The following is a 14,793-nucleotide window of genomic DNA, read 5'->3' on the forward strand; positions in this document are numbered from 1 at the left end:
TCACCCCTCCTGTTCATATAGCTTCTGGCACAGTTCCAGCACCTGCGCTCGACTCCACCCGGCCACCCGCAGCTCGGACAGGGCCAGTTTTAACCGCTTCATGGTCTGTTCCGACACGGTCTGGGCTCCCTCTCGGGCACTGACCACGGTCCCGCTTCTCCGGTCGGTGGTGATGTACCCCTCCTGTTTCAGCAGCTGGTAGGCACGGCTCACCGTCATCATGTTCACCCCGGCCTCATCGGCCAGGGCCCGCACCGTGGGCAGCTTCTCCCCCGGGGATAAGACCCCCTGGGCAATGCCCACCACAATCTGGTCCCGAATCTGTTGGTAAATGGGTCGCTCACTGTTGAAATCCAATTGCAGCAGCATGAGGGTTCACCGTCCTCTCTTTGTCTTGTTTGTATTACAAATTATAATACAAGAGATATAAAAAGTCAACCCCTCGCGGGGTTGACTTTGCGTCCCATTAAGCGGAGCTCTATGGGGTATGTCCCTGGTTTGACACCATACCTACGCCCCATAGGGCCATCAGAACCAGCACCAGCACAGACAAAACCGGGGAAATCATGTTCTTCCATTTCATACGGTTCACCCCAAAATCACAAAAGGTATTATGCTTACCGTGTACAGATCCTACGATTAGTGTACCAGAAGTTCCAGCCCCGGTCAATGGAAACAGCTCTCTGACCTCCACCAGGCCGAACGCCTCCCTTATGCAAAGGGAGCTATCAGTCGTCCGGCTGACTGGGGGATTGTTCTTCTCAACATCCTAGTTCAGGCTTGCCAGCCTGGAGGGGACGCTTCCCGCTGGGGGTTCCTTTTGCTCGGTCAAAAGGAACCAAAACCCGCTTAGGGCGTTCCCCCCTAAGGACCTCCCTGGGGTACTGAAATGTACATGCGTCAAGGCTATAGTCGGCCCGTCACTCCTGCTGTGGCGCCTAGGCGTGCCACCACACCAGGCCGCACTGGGCAGCTGGCCCTACAGCTGGGCGGTTTCCACATCCGGGCCTAGTCCGGCGGGTGCGGCGTTCCCGCCGCCGAGAGCATCTGACGCCCCCCTGTGGTGCTGTGGTAAGGGCCGTGGCTTGCCCAACCCGCTGGCTCCCCGGCATTGTCCTGAGAGATTCGGGAGGGGCAAGCCACTCCCCTACTTTCCACTAATGTTTATACTTTATCATCTTTATAAAACTGCTCAATCAGTCAGTATAATATAACAGGAAATCATCTATCTCCCTACATGATAAAATTCTCCCATATTTTTGAGAGACCAATTCTTGCAAATTCAATGCTCGCACACAGAAATCTGCATAAATAGTATCACACCCACAGGAATAGTGTTTGTATAGCTGATATTTATTCTTTCTAACAACTTTCCTGATTGCATTGCTTGCCCGACTATCATAGATATAAACTGCATTTGGAGAATGAAAGTGTAAGTACTTGGACGCTAAAGACCTCTTATCCAGCTTCGTTAATTGGTTAAACACATCTGTCAGAAACATATGAGTACTAAGTAGACTATCTAGATTATCGTCTGTCAGCCTATCATATTCCTTCAACACTCCTATTCTTCTATCGAGTTCATCTCCGATTTCCAACATCTTTGGTGCTACTACATCGGCATAAAATTCCGTTGAGTCACAACCATCTCCTGTTTTTCTTCTTTCTAGTGCAGCCGAATAACTACGCCCAATTAACCACAGTTTTCCTATAATAACGTCTTTCTTATTATGGTAAGGTTCCTGAGCACACATATTGTATAGCACAGAATTACCATATTGCCATACATTGTTTGGATTTTCAAAGTAACGCATTAGCGTACGGGATAGTGTTTGGTTCATAACTTCCCCCATTCGGCTACGTTCAGAAATTGCGTCGCAGTTTATTGAGATACCCCTCTAATATTAAGGTAGCGGCCACGGCGTCCACATTCTTTTTATGCTGTTTCATCTTCTTCCCCGAGGCGTGGAGAATCTGGTGGGCCTCAATGGTGGTGCGCCGCTCGTCCCACAGGTGCACCTCCATCCCCGTCACCTCCTGAAGCTGCTGGGCAAAGGCCCGGTACAGCTCCGCCCGGGGGCCCTCTGTGCCGTCCATGTTCCGGGGAAAGCCCATGACCAGCTCCTCCACTCGGTGCTCTTGCACCAGTTTGCCGATCTCCTGGGCCACCTGGTCCGCCTTCCGGCTGTGAATCACCGTGGTGAATCCCGCCAGCATCCCCAAGGCATCGGAAATGGCCACCCCGGTCCGGGCGTCTCCGTAGTCCACCGCCATCACTCGCATAGGTTCGTCCTCCTGATTGTTTGGTAAAACGATTATAAAGGATAAATTTTCTCTTGACAACCCCTCACCCCTGTGATATGCTAGATGCACCTGTGAGCAGGGCTTTCTTTTTGTGCGCATTTTTACGGGATGAACACAAAAACCCTCTCCCCTCTTCGATAGGGTCACAGGGAGGCAAAGGCCGGTTTCCCGTAGCAGATGTAGGGTGCCCCGGCACCCTTTTGAAGCGCTGGAATTGGCCATGGCCGTTCCGGCGTTTTTTGATGCCGGGCGGCAAATTCAAAAGGAGGTGCCGAGAATGGCGAAAGCCGGTAGCCGTGTGAAGATTACCCTGCGTTGTTCTGAGTGCAAGCAGCGTAACTACAACACCAACAAAAACAAGCGCAACACCACTGAGCGTCTGGAGCTCAACAAGTACTGCCCCTTCTGCAGAAAGCACACTCTGCACACCGAAACCAAGTAATGAGCCCTCGCTCAAAGAAAGAAGGGTACAAGAATGTCTGAACTGAACAAGCGTGATGAGGTCGTCGCTGGCAAGGAGTCCGTAAGCTCCGCCGACAAAAAGGCCAAGACTGCTGCGAAGAAGAAGGACAAAAAGCCGAACCGTCTCGCCCGTTGGGTGAAGGACTTGAAGGGTGAGCTGAAGAAGGTCACTTGGCCCTCCGGCAAGGATACCCTGAAGAACGTAGGCACCGTGATTGTCTGCGTGCTCCTGGTCGGCGTGTTCATCTGGGTCTTCGACTGGATTGCTCGCCAGGTGGTTGAGGCTCTGCTCAAGCTCTTCGCTTAAGAGGTCAACACAATGGCTGAGGAAATGAAATGGTATGTGGCCCACACCTACTCTGGCTATGAGAACACCGTAGCCGTCTCCATTGAGCAGGCCGTGGAAAACCGCAACATGCACGACGTCATTGCCGAGGTCTCCATCCCCATGGAGACCGTCACTGAGATCACCGACAACGGCCCCAAGACCGTGGAGCGCAAAGTGTTCCCCGGCTACGTGCTGGTCAAAATGGTCATGACCGATGAGACCTGGCACCTGGTGCGCAACATCCGTGGCGTCACCGGATTCGTGGGCTCTGCCAACAAGGCTATCCCCCTCACCGACGAGGAAATCGCCGCTCTGGGTGTGGAGAAGCGTGAGGTCATGGTGTCCTATGCCGTGGGTGACAACGTGAAAATTACCGATGGTGCCTTGGAATCCTTCATTGGCACCGTGGAGGAAATCGACACCGAGCGCAGCAAGGTTCGGGTGGTCGTGTCCATGTTCGGACGGGAGACTCCCGTGGAACTGGAACTGGATCAGGTCGAGCCTCTCAACTGACGGAACGATTCCGTCGCAAACCGTGGGAGGAGCACAAAGCGGCTCCGTCACCACCACATTTTATGTAGGAGGTGCTGTTTCAAATGGCACAGAAAGTTACTGGATATGTAAAGCTTCAGATCCCCGCCGGTCAGGCAACTCCCGCCCCCCCTGTTGGTCCTGCTCTGGGTCAGCACGGCGTGAACATCGCCGCGTTCACCAAGGAGTTCAACGAGCGCACCAAGAAGGACATGGGCCTGATCATCCCCGTGGTCATCACCGTGTATGCCGACCGTTCCTTCACCTTCGTGACCAAGACTCCCCCCGCCCCCGTGCTCATCAAGAAGGCCTGTGGCATTGAGTCCGGCTCCGGCGTGCCCAACAAGACCAAGGTGGCTACCCTGAGCAAGGCCGATCTGCAGAAGATCGCCGAGACCAAGATGCCCGACCTGAACGCCTCCAGCCTGGAGAGCGCCATGAGCATGATCGCCGGCACTGCCCGTTCCATGGGCGTTCTGGTGGAAGAGTAAGGGAAAGGAGGACATAAGCAATGGCAACTAAGGGTAAGAAGTATGTGGACAGCGCGAAGCTCATCGACCGCGCTGCTCAGTATGATGTGAACGAGGCCATGGAGCTGGTCATCAAGACCGCCACCGCCAAGTTCGACGAGACCGTGGAGCTGCACGTGAAGTTGGGCGTTGACTCCCGTCACGCTGACCAGCAGGTGCGCGGCGCCATCGTTCTCCCCCACGGCACCGGCAAGACTGCCCGCGTGCTGGTCTTCGCCAAGGGCGACAAGGCCGAGGAGGCCCGTGCCGCTGGCGCCGACTTCGTGGGCGATATGGACATGGTGGAGAAGATCCAGAAGGAAAACTGGTTCGACTTCGACGTGGTCGTGGCTACCCCCGACATGATGGGCGTGGTTGGCCGTCTGGGTAAGGTTCTGGGCCCCAAGGGCCTGATGCCCTCCCCCAAGGCTGGCACCGTGACCCCCAACGTGACCCAGGCTGTCAACGAGATCAAGGCCGGTAAGGTGGAGTATCGTCTGGACAAGACCAACATCATCCACTGCCCCATCGGCAAGGTCTCCTTCGGCGCTGAGAAGCTCTCTGACAACCTCAACGCTCTGATGACCGCTATCGTCAAGGCTAAGCCCGCCGCCGCTAAGGGCCAGTACGTGAAGAGCTGTGTGGCTGCTTCCACCATGGGCCCCGGCGTGAAGGTCAGCGCTGCCAAGTTCGGCAACTAATGTTTGATCCCAGCCCCGTGTCCATACCAAGGTATGGGCACGGGCCGGGAATTTCCCCAAAATTATATCCAATTCGGGCGATTTTTGCTTGACAAACTCCTCCCGGGTTGATATAATACACTTCGTGTTCGGAGACAGTAGGTGGCGCAAGCCGTAAGCCCTACCGAGAATGCAGCTCATAACGATATGTTTGCGCTGTTTTCGTCTTGACACGAAAGCGGCGTTTTTGCTTATTTGGCAAAGACCGCTGCACTAAATTTTCCGGAGGTGAATTCCAAATGCCTAACGCAAAGGTTCTCAGTGAAAAGCAAGCCATCGTGGCCTCTCTGACCGAGACCCTGCAGAGCGCTTCTTCCGGTGTGCTGGTGGACTACAAGGGTATCACCGTGGCCGAGGACACTGCTCTGCGTGCTGAACTGAGAGAGAATGGTGTGGAATATTCCGTCGTGAAGAACACCCTGCTGCGCCGCGCTGCCGACAACGTCGGTCTCGGTGAGCTGGATGAAGTGCTCAACGGTACTACTTCCATCGCCATCTCTAAGGACGACCCCATCGCTCCCATGCGTATTGTCAACAAGTACGCCAAGCAGATGGGCGATCGTTTCAACATCAAGGCCGGCTTCATGGACGGCAAGGTGATCCCCCTGGAGGACATCGCCGCTCTGGCCGAGCTGCCCTCTAAGGATGGCCTGGTGGCTCAGCTGCTCGGCATGATGCTGGCTCCCATTACCAGCCTGGCTATCGTCCTGAAGGCCATCGCCGAGAAGGACGGCGAGCCCGCTGCTGCTGCTGAGGAGACTGCCGCTGAATAATTCAGCATCGGGTCAACCCTGACCCGCCCACATTCTACTTTATATTATTTATTTAAGGAGGTATTTCATCATGGCTAGCGAGAAGATTACTGCTATGATCGAAGAGGTTAAGTCCCTGACCGTTCTGGAGCTCAACGAGCTCGTCAAGGCCCTGGAGGAGGAGTTCGGCGTTTCCGCCGCCGCCATGGCCGCTCCCGCCGCTGGCGCTGCTGCTGCTCCCGCTGAGGAGAAGACCGAGTTCGACGTGGTGCTGACTGAGGTTGGCTCCGAGAAGATCAAGGTCATCAAGGTTGTCCGCGAGATCACCGGCCTGGGCCTGGCTGACGCCAAGGGTCTGGTTGAGTCCGCTCCCAAGGCTCTGAAGGAGGGCATCTCCAAGGAGGACGCCGAGGCTCTGAAGGCCAAGCTGGAAGAGGTTGGCGCCAAGGTGGAGCTGAAGTAAGTTACTTCCCCACAGTCTTTTTCAGAAGGGCTTGTCGCAGTTCACACTGCGGCAAGTCCTTCTGTGTTTTTTACTTTCCTGTCACATTCTTCCTGTCTTGTGATTCTGCCAACATTTTGCAGGTCAGACCTTGCGACAGTTGTGCAGTTGTGATATGATTTTAGAAAATACCGCTATCATTGTGAGGAGTGTCTCCCGTGAATCAATTCTTCGACCAGCCCATTCCCCCCCGCGTCGGCGTGGAGGTGGAGAAGTGGGACCTGATGGGCCCCAATCCCCAGCCCGGTGTGGTGCCTCTGTCCGTGGCAGACATGGAATTCCGCTCTCCCCCCGCCATTGTCCAGGCCCTGGAGGAAATGGCCCGCTCTGGGCTGTGGGGCTATGCGGGCTGGAGCGACCGCTACTATAACGCCATCCGCTCCTGGGTGTCCCGCCGCTACGGCTGGGAGGTCCAGCGGGACTGGATTATCCGCACCACCGGTGTGGTCCACGGCATCAACGCCGCCGTCCGGGCCTTCACCCAGCCCGGGGACGGCATCGTCATCCAAACTCCCGTCTATCCCCCCTTCTACCGGGCGGTGCGGGAGAACGGGCGCACCCTTCTGGAAAATCCCCTGAAGCTGGTGGACGGCCACTATGAGATGGACTTTGACGACCTGGAGGACAAGCTGTCCCGGCCCACCACCACCGCCATGATTCTCTGCTCCCCCCACAATCCCGTGGGGCGGGTGTGGACCCGAGCAGAGCTGCAGCGGGTGGGCGACCTGTGTCTGGCCCACGGGGTATTCCTAATCAGCGACGAAATCCACTGTGACCTGTGCCAGCCGGACCACCCCCACACGGCGTACGCCTCTCTGGGAGAGGAGTACGCCAAGCACTGTGTCATCGGCATGGCCGCCAGCAAGACCTTCTCCCTGGCCGGACTGGCCTGCGGCAATATGATCGTGCCCGATGGGGACAACAAGGCCAAACTGGAAGCCGAGGTGGCCCGCTCTGGGGCCTACTCCAACTCCTCCTTTGGCACCCTTGCCCTGGAGGTAGGATATGAGCAGTGTGAGCCCTGGGTGGAGCAGCTGGTGGACTATCTCAAGGAGAATGACCACTACCTCCGGAACTTCATGGCCCAGCATTTCCCCAACGTCTGGATTGCCCCCCTGGAGGGCACCTATCTGTCCTGGATAGACTTCTCCAGCTTCGGGCTGGACGATGAAGCCCTGGCCGACTTCATGGAGCAGGAGGCCCAGCTGTACCTCAGCCACGGCATCAACTACGGCGGGGCCGGATTTATGCGCCTGAACCTGGCCTGTTCCCGGGACGTACTGGCCGCCGCCCTGGAGCGACTGCTGGCGGCTGCCCAGCGGCGCGGCCTGGTGTAAACCATCCCCAACCCATCTAGAAGAGAGAAACGAGAGGATTCATTTTGAATATTATCATAGCCGGAGCCGGAAAGGTGGGCGCCACCGTCGCCCACCACCTGGCCGCGGAGCACCACAACATCACCGTGGTGGACATCTCCGAAGATACCTTGACCCGCATCTCCAACCAGTTGGACGTGATGTGCATCAAGGGCAGTTGTGCCTCCCGCACCGTGTTGGAGGACGCAGGGGCTGAGGATGCGGACGTTGTCGTCGCCGCCACCAGCTCGGACGAAATCAACCTGCTGTGCGGTCACACCGCCAAGCGCCTGGGCGTGCCCTATACCGTGGCCCGGGTGCGCAACCGGGACTACCTGGCCGATCTGGACAACCTGCGCCGAGACCTGGGCATCACCAAGCTCATCAACCCCGAGTCCGCCGCCGCCATGGACATCTCCCGGATGATTCGCCTGCCCAACGCCGCTGACGTGGACACCTTTGCCAAGGGCAAGGCGGAGATCATCTCTTTCCACGTCCAGCCCGGGGACCATATGGCCGATCAGCCCCTGTCCCACCTGGCCACCAAAATCAAGAATCTGCCCATCCTCTTCTGCGCCGTGGAGCGCGGTGCAGAGGTGATGATTCCCAACGGCTCCTTCGTCCCTCAAGTGGGGGATAAGGTCTACGTGGCGGGCACCCCCAGCGGGGTGAGCCAGTTCTTCAAGGTACTGGGCCGCCACAGCCACCGGGTCCGCTCCGCCTTCATCATCGGCGGCGGACGGGTCACCTACTACCTGCTCCAGCAGCTGGAGAAACTGGGCATCCAGTGCAAGGTGGTGGAGAAAAACGAGGCCCGGTGCAGACAGCTGGCCGAGTGGTTCCCCCACACCCTCATCCTCCACGGAGACGGCACCGACCCGGAGCTGCTCACGGAGGAGTGTATGCCCGCCAGTGACGTGTTCATCGCCCTCACCGACCGGGACGAGGACAACCTGATTATCTCCCTCTACGCCCACCAGTGCGGCGTACACAAGATCATTGCCAAGTCCAACCGGCAGAACTACTCCCTCATCGCCCGCTCCGCCGGGGTGGAGTCGGTGGTGTCCCCCAAGCTCACCACCGCCTACCAGATTCTCCGCATGGTGCGTGGCATTCAAAACTCCAAGGGCAGCCGTATGACCGCCCTGCACCACATCGCCAACGGACAGGCAGAGGCCATGGAGTTTGTGGTCTGCTCTTCCACCCGCAACCTGGGCACCCCGCTGAAGGACTTGAAGCTGAAAAACGGCGTTCTCATTGCCGGCATTGTACGGGGCGACCAGGTCATCATCCCCGAGGGCAACAGCTACCTCCAGGTGGATGACATTGTCATCGTCATTGCCAAGGACAGCGGCATTGTAGACCTCAACGACATCTATGCCGACTCCTTCGGCCTGCGAGGCGCCCTATGAATTTTAAAACCGTATTTCGCGTGGCAGGGTTTACCCTGCTGGTGGAGGCGGCGGCCATGCTGCTGCCCATGGCGGTGGCCCTGTACTACGGGGAGGACCCCTCTCCCTTTTGGAAAACCATCGGCATCATGGTGGTGGTGGGCCTGGCATCCGTGTTTGGCCTGCGGGGGGAGCACAAGTTTTTTGCCCGGGAAGGCTTTTTCTCCGTGGGCCTCATCTGGGTGCTCTCCGGCGTGTTCGGCGCCCTGCCCTTCTGGTTTTCCGGCCAGTTCGGCAGCTATGTGGACTGCTTCTTTGAGACCATCTCGGGGTTTACCACCACCGGCTCCACCATCCTCACCGTCATTGAAGGGCTCCCCCTGGGCCTTCTGTTCTGGCGCTCCTTCACCCACTGGCTGGGCGGCATGGGGGTGCTCATTCTCACCACCGCCCTGCTCCCCTTCCTGGGCATCAACTCCACCCACCTGATCCGGGCGGAGAGCCCCGGCCCGGTGAAGAGCAAGCTGGTGCCCCGGGCCTCCCAGTCCTCCAAAATTCTCTACGCCATCTACCTGGCGCTGACTGTCATCCAGGTGTTCTGCCTGCGGATCGCGGGAATGCCCTGGTATGACTCCTTCATCCACGCCTTTGGCACCGCTGGTACCGGTGGCTTCTCCAACCGCAACCTGTCGGTGGGCGCCTACGGCAATCCCACCTTTGAGATCATCATCACCATTTTCATGATCCTGTTCTCTCTGAACTTTGCTTTGTACTTCCTGGTACTCACGGGCAAGATCAAACAGGCACTGAAAAGTGATGAGCTGCGGTTCTTCCTGGCGGTCACCGCCATTGCCACCGCCATCATTTCCATAAACATAGCGGCCAGCATGCCCACATATGCTGATGCTATCCGGGCTGCTGCCTTCCAGGTAGCCTCGGTGATTTCCACAACCGGCTTCTCCACAGTGGATTTTAACCTGTGGCCTGAGCTATCCCGGATACTACTGGTCATTCTGATGTTCATTGGCGCCTGCGCCGGGTCCACCGGCGGCGGTATGAAGTGCTCCCGCATCCTGGTCATCCTGCGCACCATCGGCGCTCAGGTGCGTTCCATCATCCACCCTCGGGCGGTATCGGTGGTCAAACTGGACGGAGCTCCTCTGTCTGACTCCACCGTGCGCACCATCTACACCTACTCGGCCACGTATATCATCATCATCTTTGCCTCTGCTCTGGTGGTGGGTCTGGACAACTTCTCCTTCGGAACCACCCTCACCGCCGTTATCACCTGCATCAGCAACGTGGGACCTGGTTTGGAGGCCGTGGGACCCATGGGCAACTTTGCCGCCTTCTCCCCTTTGAGCAAACTTGTCCTCAGCATGTGCATGGTCATTGGACGGTTGGAGATCTTCCCCATCCTGGTGCTCTTCAGCCGCAGCGCCTGGAAGCGCTCTTAAGTTCCCTTTCACAATCGAATACAAGTCCCCTCAGCTCTTTGCTCTTGAAGTCCCTGCCACCCCTGGGAGGGGTGTTATGAGTGTTCACCCATTGGCAAAATTCAGAAAAAGGAGTTGTAGTTCTCATGACGGAAAACCTGTTTTGGCTGGGCATTTTAGGTGCCATTCTGGCTCTGCTCTTTGCCTTTGCGCAAAGCCGCAAGGTGCTGGCCTACTCGGAAGGCAGTGACACCATGAAGAAGATCGCCGCCGCCATCCGCAAAGGGGCAAACGCCTATCTGCGACATCAGTACGCCACCGTGTTCAAGGTGTTCGCCGTGGTGTTCCTGCTCCTGCTTGTGCTGTGCTGGTTCGGACTTCTGGACAACTGGTTTATCCCCTTTGCCTTCCTCACCGGCGGCATCTACTCCGCCATTTCCGGGTTTGTGGGTATGAGAATCGCCACCTCCTCCAACGCCCGCACGGCGCAGGCGGCCTCGGAGAGTCTGAACAAGGGACTGAACGTGGCCTTCTCCTCCGGCGCCGTCATGGGCTTCACCGTGGTGGGTCTGGGCCTGTTTGACATCTCGGTGTGGTTCCACATCCTCAGGTACATCGCCCACTATGACGCCGCTCGCATCGCCCAGACCATGGTGATGTTCGGCATGGGCGCCTCCTTCATGGCCCTGTTCGCCCGTGTGGGCGGCGGCATCTTCACCAAGGCCGCCGACGTGGGCGCGGACCTGGTGGGCAAGGTGGAGGCGGGCATCCCCGAGGATGACCCCCGCAACCCCGCCACCATCGCCGACAACGTGGGCGACAACGTGGGTGACGTGGCCGGTATGGGCGCCGACCTGTACGAGTCCTACGTGGGCTCCATCCTGGCCACCTTTGCCCTGGGTGTCACCGCTTACACCGGGGCAGGCAAAGCCTGGGAGGCCATGCTGCTGCCCATCGCCCTGGCCGTGGTAGGCATTCTGTGCTCCATCATCGGCTCCTTCCTCATCCGCACCAAAGAGGGAGCCACCCAGCGGGAGCTGCTGGCCACCCTGCGCCGGGGCACCTACACCGCTGCCGTGCTGGCCGCCGTCATCGCCGCCCCCCTCACCTACTTCCTGTTGGGCAGCTGGGGCGTGTACGTGGCCATCCTCTGCGGTCTGGTAGGCGGCTGTGCCATCGGCTATTTCACCGAATACTACACCTCGGACACCTACAAACCCACCCGTGAGTTGGCTGAGGCCACCGAGACCGGAGCCGGCACCACCATCATTGGCGGTCTGTCCCTGGGTATGCTCTCCACCATCGCCCCCATCCTCATTGTGGGCGTGGCGGTCATCGTCTCCTTTGTGGCCGCTGGCGGCACTCTGACCACCAGCGCCGACAACTACACGGAGCTGTTCTCCAAGGGCCTCTACGGCATCGGCATCGCCGCTGTGGGTATGCTCTCCACCCTGGGCATCACCCTGGCCACCGACGCCTACGGCCCCGTGGCGGACAACGCCGGCGGCATCGCCGAGATGTCCGGCCTGGGCGAGGAAGTGCGCAACCGTACCGACGCCCTGGACTCCCTGGGCAACACCACTGCCGCCACCGGCAAGGGCTTTGCCATTGGCTCCGCCGCCCTCACCGCTCTGGCTCTGCTGGTGTCCTATGTGGACATTGTATCCGTGAAGCTGGAGGCCAAGGGCCTGGCCATTGACCTGTCCCTCACCAACCCCGCCGTGCTGGTGGGCCTGTTTGTGGGCGCCATGCTCACCTTCGTCTTTGCCGCTCTCACCATGAGCGCCGTACAGCGGGCCGCCCAGTCCATCGTCATGGAAGTACGCCGCCAGTTCCGGGAAATCCGGGGCATCATGGAAGGCACCGCTGACCCCGACTACGCCGCATGTGTGGGTCTGTGCACCAAGGGCGCTCTGAAAGAGATGGTGGCCCCCTCTCTGTTGGCCATCGTGGTTCCCATTCTCACCGGCCTTATTCTGGGCCCTGAGGGCGTAGTAGGTCTGCTGGGCGGCGTGTCCGTCACCGGCTTTGCCATGGCCGTGTTCATGTCCAACGCCGGCGGCGCCTGGGACAACGCCAAGAAGTACATCGAGGCCGGACACCACGGCGGCAAGGGCTCCGACTGCCACAAGGCCGCCGTCATCGGCGACACCGTGGGCGACCCCTTCAAGGACACCTCCGGCCCCTCTCTGAACATCCTCATCAAGCTGGTGTCCACGGTTTCCATCGTGTTCTCTGGTTTGATCGTAGCCGTCCAGGCGTTTATGAGCTGACGCTTCTCAAAAATGCCAGCATTTTTGAGAGGATTGCAGCCCGCTGCATGCATCCTTGGGTCAAAGGGCAACCCAAGGCCACACTGGCGGGCTGAGAAGTGTTTTTCCCGATGCGCATGTCCCCGGGAAAAAGGGATTTCAATTTATTTTCCCGCCCCTGGCGGGAAAACTCTGCCGAGGGCTTTCCTTCCGGGAAATTTTCACATATCTTTAGGCTCTTATCATTGTCTCAGCCTCCCTGAACTTCGGTTCGGGGAGGTCTTTTTCTGCCTTGGCATTCGTGGTACAATTTTTTTGAACTTCTTTGCAACGTTTTCACAGCTTCCCAGTCTTATGGGTGAAGGGGGTGATGGTGTGGCAGATTTTGAGCGGATATACACCGACCATTTTCCCAGCGTATACAAATACATCTTTTCCCTATGTCGGAACCCGGCGACTGCCGAAGAGGTGACCCAAGAGGCCTTTTACAAGGCCATGATGCACATGGACCAATTTGACGGCACCTGTCAGCTGTATGTCTGGCTGTGCCAAATCGCAAAAAACACCTATTTCACCTACCACCAAAAGCAAAAACGCCAGGTCTCAGAGGAGGCGGCAGACTTGTCCCAGGAGATTGCCCCGGACTTTGAGCGGGACCTCATGGACCAGGAGACCGCCCGCAGGCTCCACGTGCTGCTCCACCAGCTCCCGGAGCCGTACAAAGAGGTCTTTTCCCTGCGGGTCTTTGGCGAGCTACCCTTTGCCCAAATCGGAGAACTGTTTGGCAAGACGGACAGCTGGGCCAGAGTCATCTTCTACCGGGCCAAAACCAAGCTGAGGAGGGATTTCGATGAAAACACCGTGTAACGTCATCCGGGACCTGCTCCCCCTGTACCAGGACAGCGTGTGCAGCCCAGAGAGCCGTCAGCTGGTGGCCGAGCACCTGGAGGAATGTGAGACCTGCCGGGCAGAGTGGGAGCGTATGAGTGCCCCCATTCCCACCGCTCACCCTCAAGTGGAGGAGCGCACCGTGGCCCAGGCGGCCTCCTCTGCCTGGAAGCGGGGGCGGCGGCGGGCCTTTTCCAAGGGCTTTGTCATTGCCGCTGTGCTGGTGGCGGTGATCAGTAGCCTCATCGGCCTGTGGTTTTTGTTCCACACCCCTCCCCGAGAGTTGACCGGAAGAATCGTGGAGACCCATGTGAACAACACCACCGGAGAGGTGTCCTATGTGGTGTATACTTCCCGAGGAGAGCAGTTTGGGCTGATCATGGAGGAGTACACCAAAGTTATATCCTTCTTTGATGCCTATACCGACCAGGACTTCCTGGATGGAGCCATCTACGACGGTCTGCGCATTTACGCCGAACTGGGCAACTCCAAAGAGTCCATCAGCAACCGGGATGGGAAGAAACTCCCCACTTATTCCGCCCAACTGGTGGAAATCAACGCCTATAAAACCCCTGACCCCATTCTCTTGCAGGATGGCACCCAGGTGGAGGTCTGGCAGAAAAACGGAGGCGTGTTGTACGCTCTTCCCAAAGGCCCGGAGCTGCTGGACGTGCATACCCCCTATCCTCCCGACATCGCTTTGGACGGTGTCCAGGGTCTGGAGGAACTATCCCAGGAGGCTCAGGACAATATTGTAGCGTACTACGAAAAACAGGGTCTTCTGTATGACGAACTGGAAGAGCTGGAAGCCGTCTACCAGTCCTATCTCGAGGCAGGCTCCCCTGCATCCTTCTCCACCTGTCTCATTCTCCAAGATACCTACCTCTCTGCATCCAGTCCCAGGGTAATCTATTTCACCACATCCCTCCAAGCACCTTCCACGTATCTGGAGGTGGGCACGGCGTTCTACCGAGACACTGGAGAACGGGTGGACATGGAAGACCTGTTCACCTGCACCTCGGAGGAGTTGGAGCAGGCCCTTTTGGATGAGGCCGAAATCACCGACCCCACCCTGCGTCAGGAGATGGAGGAGGCCTTTGACCTGGATCGACTGATCCTATACCCCAACCTTCTGAAAGTAGGGTTTGAAGCAGGCTCCCTTCCCAGCCAGGACGCCACCTATTTCCTCTCCTTCGATTATGACGACACCATTCTGGAGCGCATGCACGCCTGGGCTGTCCCCTATTCCCAGTGACCTTCCAAAATCCCCGAACCGAGGTTCGGGGATTTTTTTGCAATTTCCACCGCCCCCCTCTTGCAAAGACTTCGTTTGTTTGCTACAC

At 58.0% G+C, this 14,793-nt stretch carries 16 protein-coding genes; 13 read left to right on the forward strand and 3 right to left on the reverse strand.

The genetic code is table 11. The annotated features are described in order from the left end of the window. The 3 genes from E0L15_RS02615 to ruvX form a co-directional block, all read right to left on the reverse strand. Positions 1 to 369: a GntR family transcriptional regulator gene (locus E0L15_RS02615; RefSeq protein ID WP_168124464.1), complete on the reverse strand. Its 369-nt coding sequence runs from the start codon at positions 367 to 369 to the stop codon at positions 1 to 3. An 827-nt stretch (positions 370 to 1,196) separates the two neighbouring features. Further along, positions 1,197 to 1,841 carry a hypothetical protein gene (locus E0L15_RS02620; protein WP_143482908.1) on the reverse strand — a complete coding sequence of 215 codons (645 nt, stop codon included), beginning with the start codon at positions 1,839 to 1,841 and terminating at the stop codon, positions 1,197 to 1,199. 22 nt (positions 1,842 to 1,863) lie between these two features. Continuing rightward, on the reverse strand, positions 1,864 to 2,283 hold the full coding sequence (gene ruvX / locus E0L15_RS02625; protein ID WP_168124465.1) for a Holliday junction resolvase RuvX: 420 nt from the start codon (positions 2,281 to 2,283) through the stop codon (positions 1,864 to 1,866). Between the two features lie 298 nt (positions 2,284 to 2,581). On the opposite strand from ruvX, the gene rpmG reads away from it, so the two are divergent. From rpmG to E0L15_RS02690, 13 genes are all read left to right on the forward strand, one after another. Beyond that, positions 2,582 to 2,746, forward strand: coding sequence for a 50S ribosomal protein L33 (rpmG, locus tag E0L15_RS02630; RefSeq protein WP_087232476.1), 165 nt, complete (start codon positions 2,582 to 2,584; stop codon positions 2,744 to 2,746). Between the two features lie 33 nt (positions 2,747 to 2,779). Further along, complete coding sequence (secE, locus tag E0L15_RS02635; protein WP_087232479.1) at positions 2,780 to 3,073, forward strand: preprotein translocase subunit SecE; 294 nt, start codon at positions 2,780 to 2,782, stop codon at positions 3,071 to 3,073. Positions 3,074 to 3,085: 12 nt separating this feature from the next. Then, entirely contained in the window at positions 3,086 to 3,607 is a 522-nt protein-coding gene (gene nusG / locus E0L15_RS02640; protein ID WP_087232482.1) for a transcription termination/antitermination protein NusG, read from the forward strand. 83 nt (positions 3,608 to 3,690) lie between these two features. Then, a complete protein-coding gene (gene rplK / locus E0L15_RS02645; protein WP_087232485.1) occupies positions 3,691 to 4,116 on the forward strand; it encodes a 50S ribosomal protein L11 in 426 nt (141 codons plus the stop codon). Positions 4,117 to 4,136: 20 nt separating this feature from the next. After that, positions 4,137 to 4,835 carry a 50S ribosomal protein L1 gene (rplA, locus tag E0L15_RS02650; protein WP_087232488.1) on the forward strand — a complete coding sequence of 233 codons (699 nt, stop codon included), beginning with the start codon at positions 4,137 to 4,139 and terminating at the stop codon, positions 4,833 to 4,835. A 278-nt stretch (positions 4,836 to 5,113) separates the two neighbouring features. Next, positions 5,114 to 5,647 (forward strand): 50S ribosomal protein L10, encoded by a 534-nt coding sequence (rplJ, locus tag E0L15_RS02655; protein ID WP_087232491.1) that lies wholly within the window; start codon positions 5,114 to 5,116, stop codon positions 5,645 to 5,647. 70 nt (positions 5,648 to 5,717) lie between these two features. Further along, a complete protein-coding gene (gene rplL, locus E0L15_RS02660; protein ID WP_087232494.1) occupies positions 5,718 to 6,089 on the forward strand; it encodes a 50S ribosomal protein L7/L12 in 372 nt (123 codons plus the stop codon). A 197-nt stretch (positions 6,090 to 6,286) separates the two neighbouring features. After that, a complete protein-coding gene (locus E0L15_RS02665) occupies positions 6,287 to 7,465 on the forward strand; it encodes a MalY/PatB family protein (RefSeq protein WP_168124466.1) in 1,179 nt (392 codons plus the stop codon). Between the two features lie 44 nt (positions 7,466 to 7,509). Continuing rightward, a complete protein-coding gene (gene trkA / locus E0L15_RS02670; RefSeq protein ID WP_168124467.1) occupies positions 7,510 to 8,895 on the forward strand; it encodes a Trk system potassium transporter TrkA in 1,386 nt (461 codons plus the stop codon). Continuing rightward, a complete protein-coding gene (locus E0L15_RS02675; RefSeq protein ID WP_168124468.1) occupies positions 8,892 to 10,331 on the forward strand; it encodes a TrkH family potassium uptake protein in 1,440 nt (479 codons plus the stop codon). The genes trkA and E0L15_RS02675 overlap by 4 nt, the downstream gene beginning before the upstream one ends. A gap of 125 nt (positions 10,332 to 10,456) precedes the next feature. Then, positions 10,457 to 12,583 carry a sodium-translocating pyrophosphatase gene (locus E0L15_RS02680; RefSeq protein WP_168124469.1) on the forward strand — a complete coding sequence of 709 codons (2,127 nt, stop codon included), beginning with the start codon at positions 10,457 to 10,459 and terminating at the stop codon, positions 12,581 to 12,583. A gap of 354 nt (positions 12,584 to 12,937) precedes the next feature. Next, positions 12,938 to 13,429, forward strand: a complete 492-nt coding sequence (locus E0L15_RS02685) for a sigma-70 family RNA polymerase sigma factor (protein ID WP_168124470.1) — start codon at positions 12,938 to 12,940, stop codon at positions 13,427 to 13,429. After that, positions 13,413 to 14,705, forward strand: coding sequence for a zf-HC2 domain-containing protein (locus E0L15_RS02690; protein WP_168124471.1), 1,293 nt, complete (start codon positions 13,413 to 13,415; stop codon positions 14,703 to 14,705). Before E0L15_RS02685 ends, E0L15_RS02690 begins: the two co-directional genes overlap by 17 nt. The last annotated feature ends 88 nt before the right edge of the window (positions 14,706 to 14,793 follow it).

It is taken from the genome of Pseudoflavonifractor sp. SW1122, from assembly GCF_012027765.1.
Lineage (GTDB): Bacteria > Bacillota > Clostridia > Oscillospirales > Oscillospiraceae > Enterenecus > Enterenecus faecium.

Coding starts and splice junctions, on each gene's coding strand:
- E0L15_RS02615 (WP_168124464.1), bottom strand. CDS start 369: ATGCTGCTGCAATTGGATTTCAACAGTGAGCGACCCATTTACCAACAG.
- E0L15_RS02620 (WP_143482908.1), bottom strand. CDS start 1,841: ATGAACCAAACACTATCCCGTACGCTAATGCGTTACTTTGAAAATCCA.
- ruvX (WP_168124465.1), bottom strand. CDS start 2,283: ATGCGAGTGATGGCGGTGGACTACGGAGACGCCCGGACCGGGGTGGCC.
- rpmG (WP_087232476.1), top strand. CDS start 2,582: ATGGCGAAAGCCGGTAGCCGTGTGAAGATTACCCTGCGTTGTTCTGAG.
- secE (WP_087232479.1), top strand. CDS start 2,780: ATGTCTGAACTGAACAAGCGTGATGAGGTCGTCGCTGGCAAGGAGTCC.
- nusG (WP_087232482.1), top strand. CDS start 3,086: ATGGCTGAGGAAATGAAATGGTATGTGGCCCACACCTACTCTGGCTAT.
- rplK (WP_087232485.1), top strand. CDS start 3,691: ATGGCACAGAAAGTTACTGGATATGTAAAGCTTCAGATCCCCGCCGGT.
- rplA (WP_087232488.1), top strand. CDS start 4,137: ATGGCAACTAAGGGTAAGAAGTATGTGGACAGCGCGAAGCTCATCGAC.
- rplJ (WP_087232491.1), top strand. CDS start 5,114: ATGCCTAACGCAAAGGTTCTCAGTGAAAAGCAAGCCATCGTGGCCTCT.
- rplL (WP_087232494.1), top strand. CDS start 5,718: ATGGCTAGCGAGAAGATTACTGCTATGATCGAAGAGGTTAAGTCCCTG.
- E0L15_RS02675 (WP_168124468.1), top strand. CDS start 8,892: ATGAATTTTAAAACCGTATTTCGCGTGGCAGGGTTTACCCTGCTGGTG.
- E0L15_RS02680 (WP_168124469.1), top strand. CDS start 10,457: ATGACGGAAAACCTGTTTTGGCTGGGCATTTTAGGTGCCATTCTGGCT.
- E0L15_RS02690 (WP_168124471.1), top strand. CDS start 13,413: ATGAAAACACCGTGTAACGTCATCCGGGACCTGCTCCCCCTGTACCAG.